Source organism: Pseudomonas fontis, assembly GCF_028656955.1.
Taxonomy (GTDB): domain Bacteria; phylum Pseudomonadota; class Gammaproteobacteria; order Pseudomonadales; family Pseudomonadaceae; genus Aquipseudomonas; species Aquipseudomonas fontis.
Map to the genome: position 1 here is coordinate 191357 of NZ_JAMDGY010000020.1, position 20696 is coordinate 212052.

The following is a 20696-nucleotide window of genomic DNA, read 5'->3' on the forward strand; positions in this document are numbered from 1 at the left end:
GCGTAAACAAAAACGCGGCGAGTCAATCCCCGCCGCGCTTCTGCTCAGTTCACGCTCGATCAACTGATAGTGAAGGTGTCGCCGTTGTTGGTCTGGAACGACTCGATGGTGTTCGCGCCGACATACCAGTTGCTCAGTATCACCGCTGATCCGAGGTTGCCGTTGTCATAGTCGGCCTTGGAGAAGATGAACGCGTTCGCACCATCATTGCGCACGACCACATCCTGGAAGGTCTGGATATTTTTCAGAACCACCACATCGATCCCCATGGTGCCGGTGTCCTGGATGGTGACGGTTGACCTTGAATAGACGTTGTAGACATCGCTGTCCTCACCGCCGAAAGCAAAGCCGGACGACATCAACTCCATACGATCGGCACCTGCACCGCCATACAGTTCGTAGGCGACACCGTTGCCCGCCAGGCGATCGTTACCCTCATCGCCATAGGCCTTGCCGTTTGCCGTTTGAATGAAGTCGTTGCCAGCATCACCATGAAGAATGGCACCGGTGTCATTGACCCCGCCCCCATAGATGTTGTCGTCACCGTTGCCGCCATTGATGATGTCAGCCTGGGCGAAAGCACGGCTTTCAGGGCGCATATAGGACCCGAAATCCGGGTAGTAGATACCATCGCCATAGAGGAAATCGTTGCCATCCCCACCGTTGATGATGTCGTTGCCTTCAGCACCAAAAATCGTGTTCGCGCCCGCATCACCCGTGAGCACGTCATCGTAGGCAGAACCCGCCAAGCCTTCGATATTGCTCAGCACGTCACCCTGGGCATCACCACCGGTTGCGGTGCGGGCGGCAAGGTCAACTTGCACCGCACTGGCGCTATTGACGTACCAGGCCGCATCCTTGCCCGCACCGCCGTTGATGGTGTCGGCGCCCGCGCCGCCAATGAAGTTCTCGTTGAGGCTACTACCGGTCAGCGAGTCGTCGAAAGCACTGCCCTCGAAGCTCTCGATGTTGGTATAGATATCGCCCGCCGCCACCCCCGAGGTCAGGGGCGCGCTCAGGTTCAGTACGATGCCCGCCGTCTCGCTGGCGAAACTGAGCAGGTCGACGCCGCCACCGCCATCGAACGTGTTCGAACCGGCATCCCCGACGAAGACATCAGCGGCATTGGAGCCGACAAACTTCTCGATGCTGTCGAAGGTGTCACCTGCAGCAAAGCCGCTGTGTATACCCGTCTTGAAGTTCAGGGTGACACCGACACTGTCAGCGTAAGACACCGTATCGATGCCAGCCCCGCCGAAGAACTGGTCAGCACCATCGCCGCCCAGCAAGGTGTCGTTGCCATTGCCCGCGACAATGATGTTGTCGATGGCGTTGCCGTAGCCGGTGAAGTTGCCGGTACCGGTGTAGCTCAAGCGCTCAACCTGGGCCGCCAACGAATGGGTAGACAGCGCAGTGCGCACCTCGTCATCACCGCCACCAGCAGCCTCGACCACAACGCTGCCGGGATGCGCAATGACGTAAACATCATTGCCAGCCCCGCCTTCAAGCTTGTAGCCGTTGGCAGAAGAGGTGAACCGGTCAGCGTAGGATGAGCCAACGACACGTTCGAACAGCGTGAACTTGTCACCTTCGGCATCGCCACCAACGCCGACACCCGCACCCGCCGCATCAATAGTGATGGTGACGGCCTGGGCGGAGGTCGAGTAGTCCAGGGTATCGGCACCACCACTGCCGATGAAGGTATGCGCCGTGGCATCACTGATGAAGGTGTCATCAGCATTCGAACCGCGGAACACTTCGATGCTCTCAAAGGTATCGCCTGCCGCCGTGCCGGTATGGACACCGGTCTTGAAGTTCAGGGTGACCGCAGCCCCGTCCTCATAGTTGACCGTGTCGTAGCCATCACCACCCAAGAGCTGGTCGGCACCGGCGCCGCCGTACAGCGTGTCATTGCCTGCACCGCCATTGAGGATGTCGTCACCCCCGGCACCACTGAGCATGTCGTTGCCGACACCACCCGTCAGGAGGTTGTCACTGGCATTGCCATAGCCGTTGAAGTTCACGGTGCCGGTGTAGGTCAGTTTCTCGACCTCGAACGCCAATGAGTGCGTCGTCAGCGATGTGCGTACTTCGTCGTAGCCACCGCCAGCGGCCTCGACCACCACGCTGCCAGCATGACCGATCACGTACACATCGTTACCGTTGCCCCCTTCAAGTTTGTAGCCGTTGGCCAACGAGGTGAACTGGTCGTCGTAGGATGAGCCAACGACACGTTCGAACAACGAGAACTTGTCGCCTTCGGCATCGCCGCCAACGCCGACACCCGCACCCGCTGCATCAATAGTGATGGTGACGGCCTGGGCGGACGTCGAGTAATCCAGGGTATCGGCACCACCGCTGCCAATGAAGGTGTGCGCAGTGGCATCACTGACGAAGGTGTCATCGCCGTTCGAGCCACGGAACACTTCGATGCTGTCAAAAATATCGCCTGCCGCCGTGCCAGTATGCACACCGGTCTTGAAGTTCAGGGCGACCGCAGCACCGTCTTCATAGTTGACCGTATCGTTGCCATCACCACCAAAGAACTGATCGGCACCGGCGCCACCGTACAGCGTGTCATTACCGGCACCGCCGTTGAGGATGTCGTCACCACCGGCACCGCTGAGCATGTCGTTGCCGACGCCACCCGTCAGGAGGTTGTCACTGGCATTGCCATAGCCGTTGAAGTTCACGGTGCCGGTGTAGGTCAGCTTTTCGACCTCGAAGGTCAATGAGTGCGTCGTCAACGATGTACGCACTTCGTCATAACCACCGCCAGCGGCTTCAACCACCACGCTGCCTGCGTGACCGATCACATACACATCGTTGCCGCTGCCACCTTCAAGCTTGTAACCATTGGCCAACGAGGTGAATTGGTCATCGTACGAAGAGCCGATGACGCGTTCGAACAGCGAGAACTTGTCCCCCTCAGCATCGCCGCCAACACCTACACCAGCGCCGGTCGCATCCAGGCTGATCGAAATCGCCTGGGCAGAAGTTGAGTAGTCCAGGGTGTCAGTGCCATTACTACCAATAAAGGTGTGCGCGGTGGCATCACTGACAAAGGTGTCATCAGCATTCGAGCCGCGGAACACTTCGATACTGTTGAAGGTATCGCCTGCCGCAGTGCCCACGTGCACACCGGTCTTGAGGTTCAGGGTGACAGCCGCACCGTCCTCATAGTTGACCGTGTCGATGCCATCACCACCAAAGAACTGGTCGGCACCCGCACCGCCGTACAGTGTGTCATTGCCGGCACCGCCGTTCAGAATGTCGTCGCCACCGGCAGCATTCAGCACATCGTTGCCGATGCCACCCGTTAGGATGTTGTCGCTGGCATTGCCGTAACCGTTGAAGTTCACGCTGCCGGTGTAAGTCAGCTTCTCGACCTCGAAGGTCAATGAGTGCGTCGTCAACGATGTACGCACTTCGTCATAACCACCGCCAGCCGCCTCAACCACCACACTGCCGGCATGACCGATCACATACACATCGTTGCCGTTGCCGCCTTCAAGCTTGTAACCATTGGCCAACGAGGTGAACTGGTCATCGTACGATGAACCTATGACGCGCTCGAACAACGAGAACTTGTCGCCTTCGGCATCGCCACCAACGCCGACACCAGCACCGGTCGCATCAATAGTGACGGTCACAGACTGGGCAGAAGTCGAGTAATCCAGGGTGTCGGTGCCATTACTACCAATAAAGGTATGCGCGGTGGCATCACTGACAAAGGTGTCATCAGCATTCGAGCCGCGGAACACTTCGATACTGTTGAAGGTGTCGCCTGCCGCAGTGCCTACGTGTACACCGGTCTTGAGGTTCAGGGTGACCGCACCACCGTCTTCATAGTTGACCGTGTCGATGCCATCACCACCAAAGAACTGGTCGGCACCCGCACCGCCATACAGCATGTCATTGCCTGCACCACCGTTGAGAATGTCGTCACCACCGGCAGCATTCAGCACATCGTTGCCGATGCCACCCGTCAGGACGTTGTCGCTGGCATTGCCGTAGCCGTTGAAATTCGCTGCACCGGTATAGGTCAGTTTCTCGACTTCAGTTGTCAACGAGTGCGTAGTCAGTGTCGTGCGCACCTCGTCGTAGCCACCGCCAGCGGCCTCGACCACAACACTACCGGCATGACCGATCACATAGACGTCGTTGCCGTTGCCGCCTTCAAGTTTGTAGCCGTTGGCCAACGAAGTGAACTGGTCGTCGTACGATGAACCGATGACGCGTTCGAACAACGAGAATTTGTCGCCTTCGGCATCGCCACCAACACCGACACCAGCGCCGGTCGCATCAATAGTGACGGTCACCGCCTGGGCAGAAGTCGAGTAATCCAGAGTGTCGGTGCCATTACTACCAATAAAGGTATGCGCGGTGGCATCACTGACAAAGGTGTCATCAGCATTCGAGCCGCGGAACACTTCGATGCTGTTGAAGGTGTCGCCTGCCGCAGTGCCTACGTGTACACCGGTCTTGAGGTTCAGGGTGACCGCACCACCGTCCTCATAGTTGACCGTGTCGGTACCATCACCACCAAAGAACTGGTCGGCACCCGCACCGCCGTACAGCATGTCATTGCCTGCACCACCGTTGAGAATGTCGTCACCACCGGCAGCATTCAGCACATCGTTGCCGATGCCACCCGTCAGGACGTTGTCGCTGGCATTACCGTAGCCGTTGAAGTTCGCCGCGCCGGAATAGGTCAGCTTTTCGACCTCGGCTGCCAATGAATGCGTCGTCAGCGTTGTGCGCACTTCGTCATAACCACCGCCAGCGGATTCAACCACTACGCTGCCAGCGTGACCGATCACGTACACATCGTTGCCGCTGCCGCCCTCAAGCTTGTAGCCGTTGGCCAACGAAGTGAACTGATCGTCGTACGACGAGCCAACAACCCGTTCGAACAACGAGAACTTGTCGCCTTCGGCATCGCCACCAACACCGACACCAGCGCCGGCCGCATCAATAGTGACGGTCACAGACTGGGCAGAAGTCGAGTAGTCCAGGGTGTCGGTGCCATTACTACCAATAAAGGTATGCGCGGTGGCATCACTGACAAAGGTGTCATCAGCATTCGAGCCGCGGAATACTTCAATGCTGTTGAAGGTGTCGCCTGCCGCAGTGCCTACGTGTACACCGGTCTTGAGGTTCAGGGTGACCGCACCACCGTCCTCGTAGTTGACCGTATCGATGCCATCACCACCAAAGAACTGATCGGCACCTGCACCGCCGTACAGCATGTCATTGCCGGCGCCGCCATTGAGGATGTCGTCACCACCGGCAGCATTCAGCACATCGTTGCCGATGCCACCCGTCAGGACGTTGTCGCTGGCATTGCCGTAGCCGTTGAAGTTCGCTGCACCGGTATAGGTCAGTTTCTCGACTTCAGTTGTCAACGAGTGCGTAGTCAGTGTCGTGCGCACCTCGTCGTAGCCACCGCCAGCGGCCTCGACCACAACACTACCGGCATGACCGATCACATAGACGTCGTTGCCGCTGCCGCCCTCAAGCTTGTAGCCGTTGGCCAACGAAGTGAACTGATCGTCGTACGACGAGCCAACAACCCGTTCGAACAACGAGAACTTGTCGCCTTCGGCATCGCCACCAACGCCGACACCAGCACCGGTCGCATCAATAGTGACGGTCACAGACTGGGCAGAAGTCGAGTAATCCAGGGTGTCGGTGCCATTACTACCAATAAAGGTATGCGCGGTGGCATCACTGACAAAGGTGTCATCAGCATTCGAGCCGCGGAACACTTCGATGCTGTTGAAGGTGTCGCCTGCCGCAGTGCCTACGTGTACACCGGTCTTGAGGTTCAGGGTGACCGCACCACCGTCCTCATAGTTGACCGTGTCGGTACCATCACCACCAAAGAACTGGTCGGCACCCGCACCGCCGTACAGCATGTCATTGCCTGCACCACCGTTGAGAATGTCGTCACCACCGGCAGCATTCAGCACATCGTTGCCGATGCCACCCGTCAGGACGTTGTCGCTGGCATTACCGTAGCCATTGAAGTTCGCCGCGCCGGAATAGGTCAGCTTTTCGACCTCGGCTGCCAATGAATGCGTTGTCAGCGTTGTGCGCACTTCGTCATAACCACCACCAGCAGCTTCAACCACCACGCTGCCAGCGTGACCAATTACGTACACATCGTTGCCACCGCCGCCTTCAAGCTTGTAGCCGTTGGCCAACGAGGTGAACTGATCGTCGTATGACGAGCCAACAACCCGCTCGAACAACGAGAATTTGTCGCCTTCGGCATCACCACCAACACCGACACCAGCGCCGGTCGCATCAATAGTGATGGTCACAGCCTGGGCAGAAGTCGAGTAATCCAGAGTGTCGGTGCCATTACTACCAATAAAGGTGTGCGCGGTGGCATCACTGACAAAGGTGTCATCAGCATTCGAGCCGCGGAACACTTCGATGCTGTTGAAGGTATCGCCTGCCGCAATGCCCACGTGTACACCGGTCTTGAGGTTCAGGGTGACCGCACCACCGTCCTCGTAGTTGACCGTATCGATGCCATCACCACCAAAGAACTGGTCGGCACCTGCACCGCCATACAGCATGTCATTGCCGGCACCACCGTTGAGAATGTCGTTGCCAGCACCAGCGTTCAGCAGGTCGTTGCCGATGCTGCCCGTCAAGACGTTGTCGCTGGCATTGCCCTGACCGTTGAAATTCGCCACACCGGTGTAGGTCAGTTTTTCGACCTCGGCTGCCAATGTGTGCGTCGTCAACGTTGTACGCACTTCATCAATGCCACCACCAGCCGCCTCGACAACCACACTGCCAGCATGACCGATCACGTACACATCGTTGCCACTGCCGCCCTCAAGTTTGTAGCCGTTGGCCAACGAGGTGAATTGGTCAGCATAAGACGAACCAACAACCCGCTCGAACAGCGAGAACTTGTCACCTTCGGCATCGCCGCCCGCCCCCACACCAGCGCCAGTCGCATCAATAGTGATGGTGACGGCCTGGGCGGACGTCGAGTAGTCCAGGGTGTCAACGCCGCCGCTGCCGATGAGGGTCTGTGCGGCAACGCTGCTGACGAACGTATCGTCGCCGTTCGAGCCACGGAACACCTCGATACTGTCAAAGGTATCGCCCGCCGCGATACCTACATGCACGCCGGTCTTGAGGTTCAGGGTGACTGCAGCGCCATCGTCATAACTGACCGTGTCGGTGCCATCACCACCGAAGAAGCGGTCGGCACCGGCACCGCCATACAGCGTGTCATTGCCGGCACCACCGCTTAGGGTATCGTCCCCGCCCTTCCCGTAAAGCTGATCATCCGCGCCGGTACCGACCAGATTGTCAGGACCTTCCGTTCCTTGAATAACTGCCATCGCACTTCTTCCTTGCTGGTTGGTTGAACAATCCTGTCCGGCACCACGACGCTCCGCGTCGGTGCCTAGCCTTCCCTGAAGGCGCGCTGCGCGTGATCCCCTAGCGGCTTGAGCAAATAGGAAAGAACCGTGCGCTGGCCCGTCTGGATCATCGACTCCACCGGCATGCCCGGCAGCACCGTCAATCCCGACAATCGACTCAGCTCGTCTTTGTTGATACGAATACCCGCACGGTAGGAACCGACTCCGGTTTGCGGGTCGACCACCAGGTCTGCCGACAGCCGGGAAAGGGTGCCATTGAGTTCCGGCGTGGTGCTGCGATTGAACGCACTCATGCGCAACCGCACGGCCTGGCCGAGCGCGACCTGGTCAATGTCTTGCGGATCAATGCGCGCCTCTACCAGCAGGTCTTCATCCAGCGGCACGATCTGCATCAACGGCTCTGCCGGCGAAATCACCCCACCCACCGTGTGCACCACCAACTGCTGGACGCGCCCCTTGCTCGGCGCAGTGATGTCGATGCGCTTGAGCTGGTCATTGGCGGCGATCTCACGCTCGACCAACTCGCCCTGCTGCACCAGCAAGTCGCGCAATTCCTGCGACACTTGCTCGCGGAATTTCTGGTCGACCTGCAACAGCTCAAGCTCGGTCTCGGCAATCCGCGCACGGGCCTCGGCAATCGAGGCCACCAACTGACCACGCTCACCCCGCAGCCGCGCGATGCCGCGGGCCAGGGCATTGACCCGGTCGATGGTCATCATGCCCTTCTCAAGCAGGGTCTTGACCGCGGTGTACTCCTGCTCGATCAGCACGATCTCTTCAGTCTTGGTGCGCTGCTGCAGGTCGTGACCACCAATGGTCTGCTTCAACTGCTCGATGCGCTCGCGCAGCTGCTTTTTCTGGCCTTCACGCGACTGCTGGCGATCGACAAACAACTGCCGCTCACTGACCATCGCCGCCTGCGCCTGCGGCTCACCCAGGCGAGTAACCAACAAGACCGGCGTAGCCACCACACGCAGGTTGTCGCGCTCGGCTTCAAGGCGCGCCTGGCGCGCCATGGACTGGTCGCGAGCCTTGCTGACGATGGACTGGCTGGCCTGCTGCAAAGTCGCATCAAGGCGCAGCAATACTTGCCCGGCCTCAACCTCTTGCCCTTCACGCACCAACAACTGCGCCACCACGCCACCGCTTGGGTGCTGCACCTTGCGCGTGCTGTTCTCCACGGCGACCACGCCTGGGGCAATGATGGCACTGGCCAGGTCCGTGCCAGCCGCCCACCACAAGCCGCCACCCAGCAGTATCACCATGGCCACGGCGCCCAGACGCAGATGCCCATTCAGCGAGCGGACCAGTGCTTCGGGATTGTCCTGACGCATCATTGGGCACCTCCGGCTACCGCCACGATGGGCGCGACCTTGGCCGCTGGTGACGGTCGTGCCAGCACCGTTTCCTTGGGTCCGAATGCCACCTGCATGCCATTTTCCAGGACCAGCACTTGATCGAGCACCGAGAGGATGCCGGTGCGATGAGCAATCACCACAGCCACCCCACCCCGTGCCTTGATGGCCAGGATGGCCTTGGCCAGCGCGCGCTCACCCTCGACATCCAGGTTGGAGTTCGGCTCATCGAGCACCACCAGGAACGGCTCGCCATACAACGCCCGCGCCAAGGCCACACGTTGCCGCTGCCCCGCCGAAAGGTTGACGCCGCCCTCGCCGACCGGCGTGTCGTAGCCTTGCGGCAACTGCAAGATCAACTCGTGTACACCCGCTTGCCGCGCAGCGGCAATAACTGCCGCATCATCGGCGTCAGGGTCCAGCCGGGCGATGTTCTGCGCCACCGAGGCATTGAACAGATCGACGCTCTGCGGCAAATAACCGATCAGCTCGCCGCGTGCCTGCTGCTCCCACAATTCCAATGGCGCACCGTCCAGGCAGACCTGCCCACGCGCCGGCTGCCAGGCCCCTACCAGCACCCGCGCCAACGTCGATTTGCCGGACGCACTCGGGCCGACAACGCCCAGGGCGCTGCCTGCGGCAAGAGCGAAATTGAGGTTCTGCAAGGTCAGGCGCTGCACACCCGGCGGTGAAGCAAACAGGCACTCAACCTGCACGCGCTGGTGCGCGGCCGGAAGGCGCGTCCTGGGCTGTTGCTCGGGGAACAGATCGAACACCTCGCGCAATTGCGTCCAGGCCAGACGCGCCGAAATCAGGCTGCGCCAGGTGCCGATGATCTGCTCCGCCGGCGCCAGGGTGCGCGCAACGATGATCGAGGCGGCAATGATGGCGCCGCCGCTCAAATCACCGCGAATCACCAGATAGGCGCCCAGGCCCAACGACGCCGACTGGATCAACTGGCGCAGCGCCTTGGTGATCCCGCCGTAGAAACTGCCGACATCCGCGGCCTGGCGCTGCAAGGTGGAGAAACGCACGTGCTGATCCTGCCACAGCGCTCGCGCCCGGCCTTCCATGCCCATGGCCGCCAGCGACTCGGCCCCCAGGTGCGTCTGCTGGCCCAATTGGTTACGTGCACTCAAGGCTTGTGCGCTGTCACGCATCAGTTGGCGGGTCTTGCGATCGGTGAGCAACGTCAGGCCGACCATCACCACGATCATGCCCAGGGCCAACCACCCCAGCAGCGGGTGGATGTAGAAACACACCGCCAGGTACACCGGCATCCATGGCAAATCGAAGAAGGCAATCAGGCCTGGGCCGCCGATGAAGTTGCGGATCTGATCAAGCTCGTGAGCAGGCTTGAGCGGGTCGCCCGTCACCGGCGTTTTCAGCGAAGCACCGGCGATGACCTGATAGACCTTCGCCGACAAGGCCGCATCGAGCGAGGCGGCGATGCGCGTCATGACCCGGGCACGGATGATGTCAAGGAAGCCGAAGACAGCGTAGACCCCGAGCACCAACAGGCTCAGCGCCACCAGCGTTGGCACGCTGCGGCTGGGGATGACCCGGTCATAGACTTCAAGCATGAACAGCGGACCGATCAGGGCCAGCAGATTGATCACCCCGGAGAACACCAGGGCACCGATCAAGCCCTTGCGCAGGGCCACAGCCAGCTGCGCCGCGAGCACCGGAGTGCGGGCGCTATTCGCCTGTCTCATCTGATTCCATCCTTAGAAAAACAACGACTTCCGTGTACCCGTAGCAACCAGGACGGCCACCACGAGGGAATGCGATTTAGGGGGTACTACTGCCGTGCGGGAGCAGGCATGAAAACCCGCGAATCATCGCTCAACGGCCTGGCCACATCAAGGGCGACAAGCGCCATTGTTGAACGGGCCCGCAAAACGCTTCCAACCATCACCCGGCGACCACTGCGCGCATACCAGGCGACCATCGGCCTGGCTTTCCCAGCTGTACCAGGACGCCATATCGGCCCAGGCCAGACTCGTCAGCACTGACAGCAAAAAAGCCACGACACTGAGTTTTTTCAACATGGCTACTACCTCGCAAACAACAAACCCCTTTCGAGAAAGGGGTTTGTGCATCACGACCGTTTCAGCGACCCATCAGGTCATCTGAATGATGGTCTGCATGATGGTGCTTTGCGTGGAGATGGTCTTGGCGTTCGCCTGGTAGTTGCTCTGCGCCTTGATCAGCTCGACCAGCTCCTGGGTCAGGTTGACGTTCGAAGCCTCCAGGGAGTTGGACGAGATCGAACCCAGGGTACCGGTCTTCGGTGCGTCGATGCCCGGGATACCCGAGGAGAAGGTTTCCTTCCAGCGCGTACCGCCCATCTGCTCCAGGCCCTGCTCGTTGGCGAAGCTGGCGATTGCCACCTGGCCGATTGCGCGCGACTGCTGGTTGCTGAAGCTGGCGAACATGACACCGGTGGAGTCGATGCTCAAGTTGGACAGGATGCCGGTGGCGTAGCCGTCTTGCGACTGCGACAAGCGGGTCGTATCCGTGTTGTAGGAGGTCGTCGAACCCATGCTCAGGCGCATGCCTGCAGCATTGCCTTCCGAGCCGTTCGGCCCCCAGGTCTTGGTGGTAGCGTTGTACACCGACGGCACCCAGCCCTTGAGGGTGAAGGTGTTGCTGGCGACTTCGAAGTCAGTGCTTGGCGGAGTCCAGGACTCACTACCGGTCATTTTCTTGACGCTGCCGTCAGCGTTGAAGGAAATGGTCCCGACAAACGGAGTGGCCTGGGTTGCATCTTTTGGATTGCGACCATCCACCAGAGTATACATGCTCCACTGGTTGTCGCCCGTCTTGCGGTAGTACTGCTGGACGACATGCTGGTTGCCCTGGCTATCGTAGATCGGCGTTTCGAATTTCTTGGTGTAGGTGGTATCTAGAGACGGGTCGAACGGCAAGTTCGGCACAGGCGCCGGCGGCGTGCCCTCGATTCTGGTGAGCGGAATCGACTTTTCAGAGGAGTTCAGGTTGATGCCCTGATCGATCAGCGAAGTGGCCTTTGGCGCCAGCGCCGAAGTGTCGATCTTCAGGTCGGTCAGCACACCCTTGATGATCTTGCCGTTCTCATCAGCGGCATAACCCTGCAGGCGAACGCCGTCAGAGGTCACGACGAAATTGTCCTTGTTGGTCTGGAACGCACCGGCACGGGTGTAGCTCAGCGAGCCGTTGTCGCTCAGGACGAAGAAGCCCTGGCCGTTGATGCCCAGGTCCAGCACGTTGCCGGTGTTGTTCACGTCACCCTGGCCGAACTGCTGGGAAACCGCCGCAAGACGCACACCGTTGCCGATGGTCTTGCTGCCGACGCCCAGTTTGCTGGCCGAGTACACGTCTTCGAATTCCGCACGGGACGATTTGAAGCCGGTGGTCGCGACGTTGGCGATGTTGTTGCCGGTCACGTCCAGTTGTTTGTTGGCTGCATAGAGACCGCTAAGGCCGATATTGAATGACATCTTTCACTCCTTGTGCCGCATTAGCCGGCTCTATATACCGATGGTTTGGACTTTGGACAGGGCAATGCTGCCCAGGCCGGCGAGGTTGAGCATCATCTCGCCGCCCGTCTTGCTCAGGGTCACGCTGCTGACGGTGGCCGGCAGCATGGTGTACATCTCCAGCGCCTTGCCATCGACCTTGGTCGTGGCCTTGAACGAGTACGCGCCCGGGTCGACTTTTTGCCCGGCATCGTTGGTGCCATCCCAGACGAAGGCAGCGTTGCCGGCCTTTTGCTCGCCCATCTGGATGGTCTTGACGGCCTTGCCATCCTTGTCGGTGATGGTGACCGTGCAGTTGCTGAGCGACTGCGGCACGGTGACCGAACCGTTGAAACTCTTGGTGGTGTCGACCACCGCCTTGTCGGTCTGGGCGATCACCGAGCGACCCACCAGCGACGAAGCCTGCAACGCCTGCGACGACTTGAAGTTGCCGGAAATGGCGGTCACCGACTCATTGAGGCTGGTGATGCCTTCCAGGCTGCTGAACTGCGCCAGCTGCGCCACGAACTCGCTGTTGTCCTGTGGATCAAGCGGGTTCTGGTGCTTCATCTGGGTTACCAGCAGCTGCAGGAACGCGTCCTTGCCCAGCGCCTGCTTGTTGGCGCCGGTCTTGCTGTTGGTTGCCGCAGCAATGGTGCTCTCATCGGAGCTCTTCTTGGCCCCGGACGACTTGATCACGTCGTTGAGGTTCACCCCGGAGGTCGGATCGTTAACACTGGCCATTGGCTTGGTTCCTTGTTACTGACCCAGGGTCAGAACCTTCTGCATCATGGTTTTGGCCGTATTCATCAGCTCGGCATTGGTCTGGAACGAGCGGCTGGCGGAAATCATGTCAGCCATTTCCTCGACCACATTGACGTTCGGGTAGAAGACGTAGCCGTCCTTGTTCGCTGCCGGGTGGCTTGGCTGGTAGCGTGCTTCAAGGTTGCCCTGGTCTTCGACCACACCCAGCACCTGGACGCCCTGACCGGCGGCGTCCTGGTCCTGGAACAGCGACTGGCCGATGCCGCCCTGGGCCTGCTGGAAAGTCGTGGCGAACACCGGGTGGCGGGCGCGGTAGGTCTGGTCGATGCTCGACGAGACCGTCTCGGCGTTGGCGATGTTCGAGGCAACGGTGTTCAGACGGGTAGTCTGCGCGCTCATGCCGCTACCGGCGATATTGAAAACACTGGCGAGGGACATGGATTACTCTCCGCGCAGGGCTGACACCAGCCCTTTGAATTTACTGTTGAGCAGCGTGAAGCTGGCCTGGAAGCCCACCGCGTTCTCGGCATAGCTCGATTGCTCAAGCTGGGCATCGACGGTGTTCTGGTCCATCGACGGCTGCATCGGCGTGCGGTACTGCAGGCTCTCGTCAGCCATGGCCAGGCTTTCAGCCTCGATGTGCCGGTTGTTGGTCCGGTCCAGCGCGAAGTGACCGTTGTTGGTCTTCTGGCTTTGCGCGGCAAGCACCGAAGAGAAGTCCACGTCCCGCGCCTTGTAGTTCGGCGTGTCGGCGTTGGCGATGTTGTTGGCCAGCACCTCGGCACGCTGGGCGCGGAAGCCCAGGGCTTTTTCGTGGATGCCGAGCGCTTTGTCGAAACTGATGCTCATGTCGGGGAAACCTTGAAGGTTGACCAGAGGGTTCGTTGACGGAGATAGAGCAATGTCCGTGCCAAAATACCAAACCCAATAAAACCGGGGACTTTAGCCGATTGCCGGCAGCGGCAATGCCAGAAAAGCGGCAAAAGGCTTCCGCCTGGCGCCGGCAAAGCGGCAAGCAACAGGCAAGGATCAGGCACAGCAATGCCAGCTGGCATCCGCCTTGACCGAGATCATCCTTGATAGATTCAGCAAAAAATTGGCGCCAACGATTGGTGTCAATTTGATGGCCACTGTTTTACCATCGCCGCGCTTTCTGCGTGGCACTCCGCCATCCAACGTCGCAGCAAGGTCCAGCCACGCATGGAAGCGACGAGCCCTCTCAAGCTGTTTAAGGATTGAACCGTGACCCCTGTGATGTTCCGCAAGACCCTGCTCGCCCTGGCCGTAACCGCCACCGCCCTGCCCGCTTTCGCTGAAACCGTCCAGCTGACCAATGCTGGCTACGTAAGTGAACACCAGACCCACACCGGCAATCTCGAAATCACTGGCTCCTACACCGGCGGTACCGCTGAAGACGCCATCGAGCTCAACGGCTCCAGCATCGAGAAAGACCTGATCCTCAATGCCACCATCAACAGCACCGGCAACTTTGCCGGCGGTGTCGACATGGATGTCTGGGAAGGTGGCAACCCATGGACGCCTAACAGCGTCGGCGGCAACGTCATCAACAAGGGCAACATTTCCGCCATCGGTGGCGGCGCCAATGCCCTGATGATCGACCCGGCGAAAATCGGCGGCAGCGTCATCAACGAAGGCCTGCTCTACGCCGAAGGTGCCCCGCTGATCGACGACGGCGGCCGTGATGTCGCACGCGCCCTGGACTTCTCGGGCTCCTCGGTAATTGGCGGCGACCTGGTCAACGCCAGCACCGGCAAGATCATCGCCAAAGGCGAAGATGCCAAGGGCATCAACCTCGAAGGCGGCACCATCGTCGGCAAGGTCATCAACCGCGGCCTGATCGAAGTCACCGGCAGTGGCGCCACCGCCATCGACGCCACCTCCAGCGGCTCTGGCCGCTTCACCGACATGGTCGACCTGGCCGGCATCGAGAACCACGGCACCATCATTGCCACCGGTGATGACGCCGAAGGCATCCGTATCGACGGTGCAAGCTTTACCGGCACCTCCGGCGCACTGCTCAATACCGGCACCATCCGCGCCACCGACGCTGCCATCGTCATTGGCGGCGTCGACTTCGACATGCCAGGCACGCAGCCTTGGTTCAAAGAGCACGGTGCCTTCAACATCTTCAACAGCGGCACGATCATCTCCGCAGACGAAGCCATTGACGCTTCGGAAAGCAACCGTCCGGTCGAGCTGATCCTGCGCAAGGGCAGCGTCATCGTCGGCAACCTGATCGACCTGCGCAATATCGAGCTTGAAGGTGACACCTCCTTCACCGGCACCGACAGCCGTGCCGATGGCTACAACATCCGCATGAAAGACAACGGCTGGGTCGATGTCGGCAGCGTCACCGACGACCTGAAAACCACGCTGACGTTTGAAGCGCCGCACACCAGCATCGACGGCAATATGTACGTCGCGGGCAATTCGGCAGTGGCCCTGAACCTGAGCAGCGCCACCAACGCCAACACACCAGTGCTGAAAATCACCGGCACTACCCAGTTCGGTTACGGCGCGCAGGTGCAACTGGCCGCCAAAGGTGCGGACTTCACCGCCAACGGCAGCACCTACAATCTGATCGAAGCCGGCGAGATCGAGATGCTCAGCGCCGTCGGCGATACCGTCGATCCGTCGATCAAGCTCAACCTGGTCAGCAGCTCGGCATTGCTCAAGATCGACAGCTACACCGTCGACGGCAACAAGGTCGTGGCAACGGTTACCGGCAAGGGCCAGGACGAAATTGACCAGATCATCGGCCAGCACGGCGGTTCGGCCAACAGCCAGAAAGCCCTGGGCAGCCTGGCCGGCGACTACGTGCTCGGCAAACTGGCCGACCACGATCCGCTCAAGCAAGCCTTCATGAATGCCGGCGAAGCCGACCTGGCCAAACTGGCCAGCGAACTGACCCCGGAAACCAACGGCGGCGCCACCCAGGCAGCCACCACCAGCCAGACCCTGGTCAGCAATGTCACTGGCAGCCGCACCAGCTCGCTGCGTGGCGCGTCCTCCGGTGAAGGCCTGGCGGAAACCGGCGTATGGGTACAGACGCTGTACAGCGACGCCTCCCAGGACCTGCGTGACGGTGTTGCCGGCTACAACGCCTACAGCCGCGGCATCGCGGTCGGCGCTGATGGCAAGCTCAACGACAACCTGACCCTGGGCCTGGCGTACAGCTTCATCAACACCGACGTCAACGGCAAAAGCGGCAACAACACTGAAGTCGACAGCCATGCGTTCACGCTGTACGGCGGGTTCGAGGAAGGCAACTACTTCGTCGATGCCAGCCTGACTTACGGCGTCAACGACAACGACAGCAAGCGCTCCATTGCCGGCACCCAGGCCAAGGCAAGCTATGACAGCGACCTGCTGGGCTTGAACCTGATCGGTGGCTACACCTACCAGATCAACCCTCAGGTACTGGTCGAACCGCGCGTGGCGGCACGCTACAGCCTGGTCAACATCGACGGCTACCGCGAGAAAGGTTCTTCGGCAGCGCTGAAAGTTGAAGACCAGCGTTATGAAGCAATCGAGCTGGGCGCCGGTGTACGTGTTGCAGGCAGCTTCCCGCTGGGCGCTGGCATCCTGGAACCACAAGCCAAGCTGATGGCCTTCCACGACTTCGCGGCTGATGAAGCGAAGAGCACCTCGACCTTCCTGCTCGGCAGCACGCCGTTCGTCACCAGCGGTGCCAAGGCCGCACGCAACAGCTACGAAGCCGGCGTGGGTGCCGACTACAAGCTGGGCGCAGTGACCCTGGGCGTCAACTACGACTACATTGGCAAGTCGGGCTTCGATGCCGACGTGTTCTCGGCCAAGGTCCGTTACGACTTCTGATCGAGCGTAGGTCGATCGCGGGACTAGCCCGCTCCCACAGGGATTGCTGTACCCCTGTGGGAGTACAGGCGCGATAGCTTGATTCCCCCGCGATGCAGTTGAAAGCGCAAATGAAAAGGCCGGTGTCCTTGGACACCGGCCTTTTTTTCATCCTGCCAGCCTACTTGGCCTGGTAGATGATGCCTGGGCTGCACTGGACCATCTGGTAGTGGTCCGGCAAACCGTTGAGCGCTTCCGAAGCGCCCAGGAACAGATAGCCACCGGGCTTGAGCGTGCTGTGAATGCGCAACAGGATGTCCTTCTTGACCTGGGCCGAGAAGTAGATCAGCACGTTGCGGCAGAACACGATGTCGAACTTGCCCAAGGCGGCGTAGCTGTCGAGCAGGTTGAACGAACGGAATTCAACCCGGCTACGGATCGGCATCTTGACCGCCCAGCGCCCCGGCCCTTTCGGGTCGAAGTAACGTTGCAGGCGCTCCGGCGACAGGCCACGGGCAATCGCCAGGCTGTCGTACTCGCCGGTCTTGCAGTTGGCCAGCATCGAACCCGAAAGATCAGTAGCAACGATCTGCGCGCCCATCTTCAACTGGCCGATGTTGCTGCGTTCGAACTCGTCGATGGCCATCGAAATCGAATACGGTTCCTGCCCCGACGAACAGGCCGCCGACCAGATGCGCAGACGCTGGCCTGGGTTGGCCTTGATCTGCTCGGGCAATACCTTGTTCTTCAGCACCTCAAACGGATAGGTGTCACGAAACCACAGGGTTTCGTTGGTAGTCATGGCATCCACGACCATCTCGCGCAGACCACTGCGCGGCTGACTCTGGATACGCTGCACCAACTCGCTCAACGACTTGATGCCTTGCTGCTCCATCAGCTTGTTGAGACGGCTGGAAACCAGGTACTGCTTATTTTCGCCCAGCAGGATGCCACAGGCTTTTTCCAGGAAGACCCGGAACTGTTCGAAATCCAAATTACCCGTAGACAAAGATGCCGCCTCTTAAATCATGTGTAACGCCAGGGGCAAAGCCCCGGGCCGTTAGTGTGTCGCCTTGATCCGGTCGACCACCCGCTGGGCCAGGTCATCCGGTTTGAACTTGGCGAGGAAGTCGTCTGCACCGACCTTTTTGACCATCGCCTGGTTGAATACCCCGGACAACGAAGTATGCAGGATGATGTGCAGCTTTTGCATGCGCGGGTCGCTGCGGATCTCTGCGGTCAAGGTGTAGCCGTCCATCTCCGGCATCTCGATGTCGGAAATCATCATGAGGAACTCTTCCTCCGGACGCTTGCCCTCATCCACCAGCTTGCGCAGGTATTCGAGCGCCTGGCGGCCATCGTTGAGCGCCACCACCTCGACCCCTACCGTTTGCAGGCAACGGCTGACCTGCTTGCGCGCCACCGAGGAGTCATCCACGGTCAGCACCCGCAGCAGCACGGCCTTGTCCTGCACCTCGGCATCGACCACACCGGCCGAGATCGACTCGGAGGTCGGCGCCACTTCGGCGAGGACTTTCTCCACGTCGATGATTTCAACCATCTTGTTGTCAACCCGGGTCACTGCCGTCAGGTAGTGATCACGCCCGGTGCCCCTGGGTGGCGGATGGATCTCCTCCCAGTTCATGTTGACGATGCGCTCCACCGAGTGCACCAGGAAACCCTGGGTCTTGGTGTTGTACTCGGTGATGATGACGAAACTCTTGCTGGAGTCTTCACTCAGACCGGGTAGCCCGGTCGCCATCGCCAGATCCAGGATCGGGATGGTTGCCCCGCGAATATTTGCAACACCGCGCACTACAGGGTTGGACTTGGGCATGATGGTCAGGTTCGGGCACTGCAGCACCTCCCGCACCTTGAACACGTTGATCCCGTAGAGCTGGTCGCCATTGAGGCGGAACAACAGCAGTTCGAGACGGTTTTGCCCTACCAGTTGCGTGCGCTGGTTCACTGAATCCATTACACCAGCCATGCCAGACTCCTTCACCAAAGCTTGGGCCTTCGTACCCAGTCGGCACGCGCCTTGCTTTTTTAACTGTATGAACACGAAAACGACATTTTTCCGACGCCTGACCTGCCTACCCGGCTTCCTTGCTGCGCTGTGCCTGCTGTTGGCCCCTGGCGTTCGAACACTGGCTGACGCTTTTACCTTGCCTGAACAGCTTATCGGTGTCACCCAGGGGTTTCTTGAATTCACCGTAGAGGACTATCTGGCAACCAGCCAGACCGAAGGCCGCTACGAGATCCAGGTCAACAGCCTCGATCCACGCTTGCGCATGCCGCTGTGCGACCAGCAATTGGGGGCCTCGCTGGAGAGTCCGGCACAACCTCTGGGCCGGGTTACCGTGCGGGTCCGTTGCGACGGCAGCTCTCCATGGACGGTGTTCGTGCCCGCCCAGGTACGTCTTTTTCGAAATATTGTCACGGTCACCCGCCCGCTCAAGCGTGAAAGCATCGTCGGCGAGCAGGACGTAGGCCTGCGCGAGCGCGATGTAGGCCTGCTCAACCAGGGCTATCTGACATCACTGGACCAGGCCATCGGGCAGAAAGTAATCCGACCAACGGTCATCGACCAAGTGCTGACACCCGCGCACCTCGAACAGGCCGAAGTCATCCGCAAAGGCGACCACGTGGTCATCACGGCCCGCAGCGGCACACTCAGCGTGCGCATGCCCGGCGAGGCCCTGAGCAAGGGCGGCCTGAGCGAGCAGATCCGCGTGCGCAACCTGAACTCCAAACGAGTGGTCAAGGCCAGGGTAACCGGGCCGGGGCAGGTAGAAGTTGCGATGTGACAATAGAAGGCAATGAAAACTAGCGATCAGGGGGCGCTTTTCCTAAACTGTGTCCCAGTTGGGGCCATTGGGCTTGCGGCGCATGCAACGGTGCATTTGCGCCTAAAGTTTCTTTCGGGTTGGCCGAAAACAAGGCAAGCGTCCAAACACCCAGAGGTTTTCTGATCATGGTCATCGACTTCAGTCGTTTGAATAATTCCCCGTCCGTGACGGGCGGTGTCCGCACCGGCAGCACCAAGGACGGCGCCAACAGCGTCGAGCCGGAGGCTGCCAGCACTACGACCGGCACCCGCCAGAGCGGCGAAACCGTACACCTGAGCCACGAGGCCCAGCAGTTGCAACAGGTCAGCGACAAGCTGCGCGACCAGCCAGTCGTCAACAGCGCCCGTGTGGCCGAGTTGAAGCAGGCTATCGCCGACGGCAGCTATCAGGTCGATAGCGCGCGCGTTGCCAGCAAACTGCTTAATTTCGAAGACCAGCGCTAGCCCACTGGCGCGCTGACTTCAGGACGCTAGAGACCAAGAGCCAGCCATGCACGACACTACTCTGCTGCAACTGATCGAACACGATATTGCGCCAGCGCAACAACTGCTGGAATTGCTTCGGGAAGAGTCCATCGCGCTCAACGGCCGGGACCTGCCTCTGCTGGAAAATATCCTGGCACACAAGCAATCGCTGATCGTCCTGCTCGATCAACAGGGTCGTCGTCGTAGCGAGCTGCTCGCCAGCCTTGGCTACAGCCCGGACCGCAGCGGTTTCGAGGCATTGGCCAGCGAATCACACCTGGGCCCGCAACTGCTGGAACAGCTTGAAGTCCTGGCCACCTTGATGGCCGACTGTCAGACCGTGAATGAACACAACGGTCGCCTGATCCAGCTGCAGCAGAGCTCCACGGCCAACCAGATCAAGATCCTGCAGGGTGGCGAAGCGCCCACTCTCTACGACAGCCGTGGCACCACCTCGCCGCTCGCCCAGAATCGCGCACTCAGCCAGGCGTGATCCTCTATCAAGACA

General features: G+C 60.1%; 14 protein-coding genes. 4 read left to right on the forward strand and 10 right to left on the reverse strand.

Going from position 1 to position 20696, the window contains the following annotated elements; all coding sequences use genetic code 11:
* Positions 1 to 59 precede the first annotated feature (59 nt).
* The 8 genes from M5G11_RS08150 to flgB form a co-directional block, all read right to left on the reverse strand.
* The gene (locus M5G11_RS08150) at positions 60 to 7373 is read right to left on the reverse strand and encodes a hypothetical protein (protein WP_273925258.1); all 7314 of its coding nucleotides are present in this window, start codon (positions 7371 to 7373) and stop codon (positions 60 to 62) included.
* Between the two features lie 65 nt (positions 7374 to 7438).
* The gene (locus M5G11_RS08155; RefSeq protein ID WP_273909027.1) at positions 7439 to 8749 is read right to left on the reverse strand and encodes an HlyD family type I secretion periplasmic adaptor subunit; all 1311 of its coding nucleotides are present in this window, start codon (positions 8747 to 8749) and stop codon (positions 7439 to 7441) included.
* Complete coding sequence (locus M5G11_RS08160) at positions 8749 to 10485, reverse strand: type I secretion system permease/ATPase (protein ID WP_273909026.1); 1737 nt, start codon at positions 10483 to 10485, stop codon at positions 8749 to 8751. Before M5G11_RS08160 ends, M5G11_RS08155 begins: the two co-directional genes overlap by 1 nt.
* Before the next feature lie 147 nt (positions 10486 to 10632).
* Positions 10633 to 10821 (reverse strand): hypothetical protein, encoded by a 189-nt coding sequence (locus M5G11_RS08165; protein WP_273909036.1) that lies wholly within the window; start codon positions 10819 to 10821, stop codon positions 10633 to 10635.
* A 72-nt stretch (positions 10822 to 10893) separates the two neighbouring features.
* Positions 10894 to 12252: a flagellar hook protein FlgE gene (gene flgE, locus M5G11_RS08170; RefSeq protein WP_273909025.1), complete on the reverse strand. Its 1359-nt coding sequence runs from the start codon at positions 12250 to 12252 to the stop codon at positions 10894 to 10896.
* A gap of 30 nt (positions 12253 to 12282) precedes the next feature.
* Positions 12283 to 13014, reverse strand: a complete 732-nt coding sequence (gene flgD, locus M5G11_RS08175; protein WP_273909024.1) for a flagellar hook assembly protein FlgD — start codon at positions 13012 to 13014, stop codon at positions 12283 to 12285.
* A gap of 15 nt (positions 13015 to 13029) precedes the next feature.
* Positions 13030 to 13473 (reverse strand): flagellar basal body rod protein FlgC, encoded by a 444-nt coding sequence (gene flgC, locus M5G11_RS08180; RefSeq protein ID WP_273909023.1) that lies wholly within the window; start codon positions 13471 to 13473, stop codon positions 13030 to 13032.
* A 3-nt stretch (positions 13474 to 13476) separates the two neighbouring features.
* Entirely contained in the window at positions 13477 to 13884 is a 408-nt protein-coding gene (flgB, locus tag M5G11_RS08185) for a flagellar basal body rod protein FlgB (protein WP_273909022.1), read from the reverse strand.
* Positions 13885 to 14277: 393 nt separating this feature from the next.
* On the opposite strand from flgB, the gene M5G11_RS08190 reads away from it, so the two are divergent.
* The gene (locus M5G11_RS08190) at positions 14278 to 16893 is read left to right on the forward strand and encodes an autotransporter family protein (RefSeq protein WP_420793885.1); all 2616 of its coding nucleotides are present in this window, start codon (positions 14278 to 14280) and stop codon (positions 16891 to 16893) included.
* A 160-nt stretch (positions 16894 to 17053) separates the two neighbouring features.
* Here the strand turns inward: M5G11_RS08190 and cheR are convergent, their stop codons facing one another.
* Both cheR and M5G11_RS08200 read right to left on the reverse strand, forming a co-directional pair.
* On the reverse strand, positions 17054 to 17881 hold the full coding sequence (cheR, locus tag M5G11_RS08195; RefSeq protein ID WP_273909021.1) for a protein-glutamate O-methyltransferase CheR: 828 nt from the start codon (positions 17879 to 17881) through the stop codon (positions 17054 to 17056).
* Between the two features lie 51 nt (positions 17882 to 17932).
* Entirely contained in the window at positions 17933 to 18862 is a 930-nt protein-coding gene (locus M5G11_RS08200; protein ID WP_273909020.1) for a chemotaxis protein CheV, read from the reverse strand.
* Positions 18863 to 18929: 67 nt separating this feature from the next.
* Between M5G11_RS08200 and flgA the strand changes: the two genes are divergently transcribed.
* The 3 genes from flgA to M5G11_RS08215 all read left to right on the forward strand — a co-directional run bounded on the left by flgA (position 18930) and on the right by M5G11_RS08215 (position 20681).
* Positions 18930 to 19682, forward strand: coding sequence for a flagellar basal body P-ring formation chaperone FlgA (gene flgA, locus M5G11_RS08205; protein WP_273909019.1), 753 nt, complete (start codon positions 18930 to 18932; stop codon positions 19680 to 19682).
* Positions 19683 to 19849: 167 nt separating this feature from the next.
* On the forward strand, positions 19850 to 20167 hold the full coding sequence (gene flgM / locus M5G11_RS08210) for a flagellar biosynthesis anti-sigma factor FlgM (protein WP_273909018.1): 318 nt from the start codon (positions 19850 to 19852) through the stop codon (positions 20165 to 20167).
* Between the two features lie 46 nt (positions 20168 to 20213).
* Positions 20214 to 20681, forward strand: a complete 468-nt coding sequence (locus M5G11_RS08215) for a flagella synthesis protein FlgN (RefSeq protein ID WP_273909017.1) — start codon at positions 20214 to 20216, stop codon at positions 20679 to 20681.
* Positions 20682 to 20696: the final 15 nt, after the last annotated feature.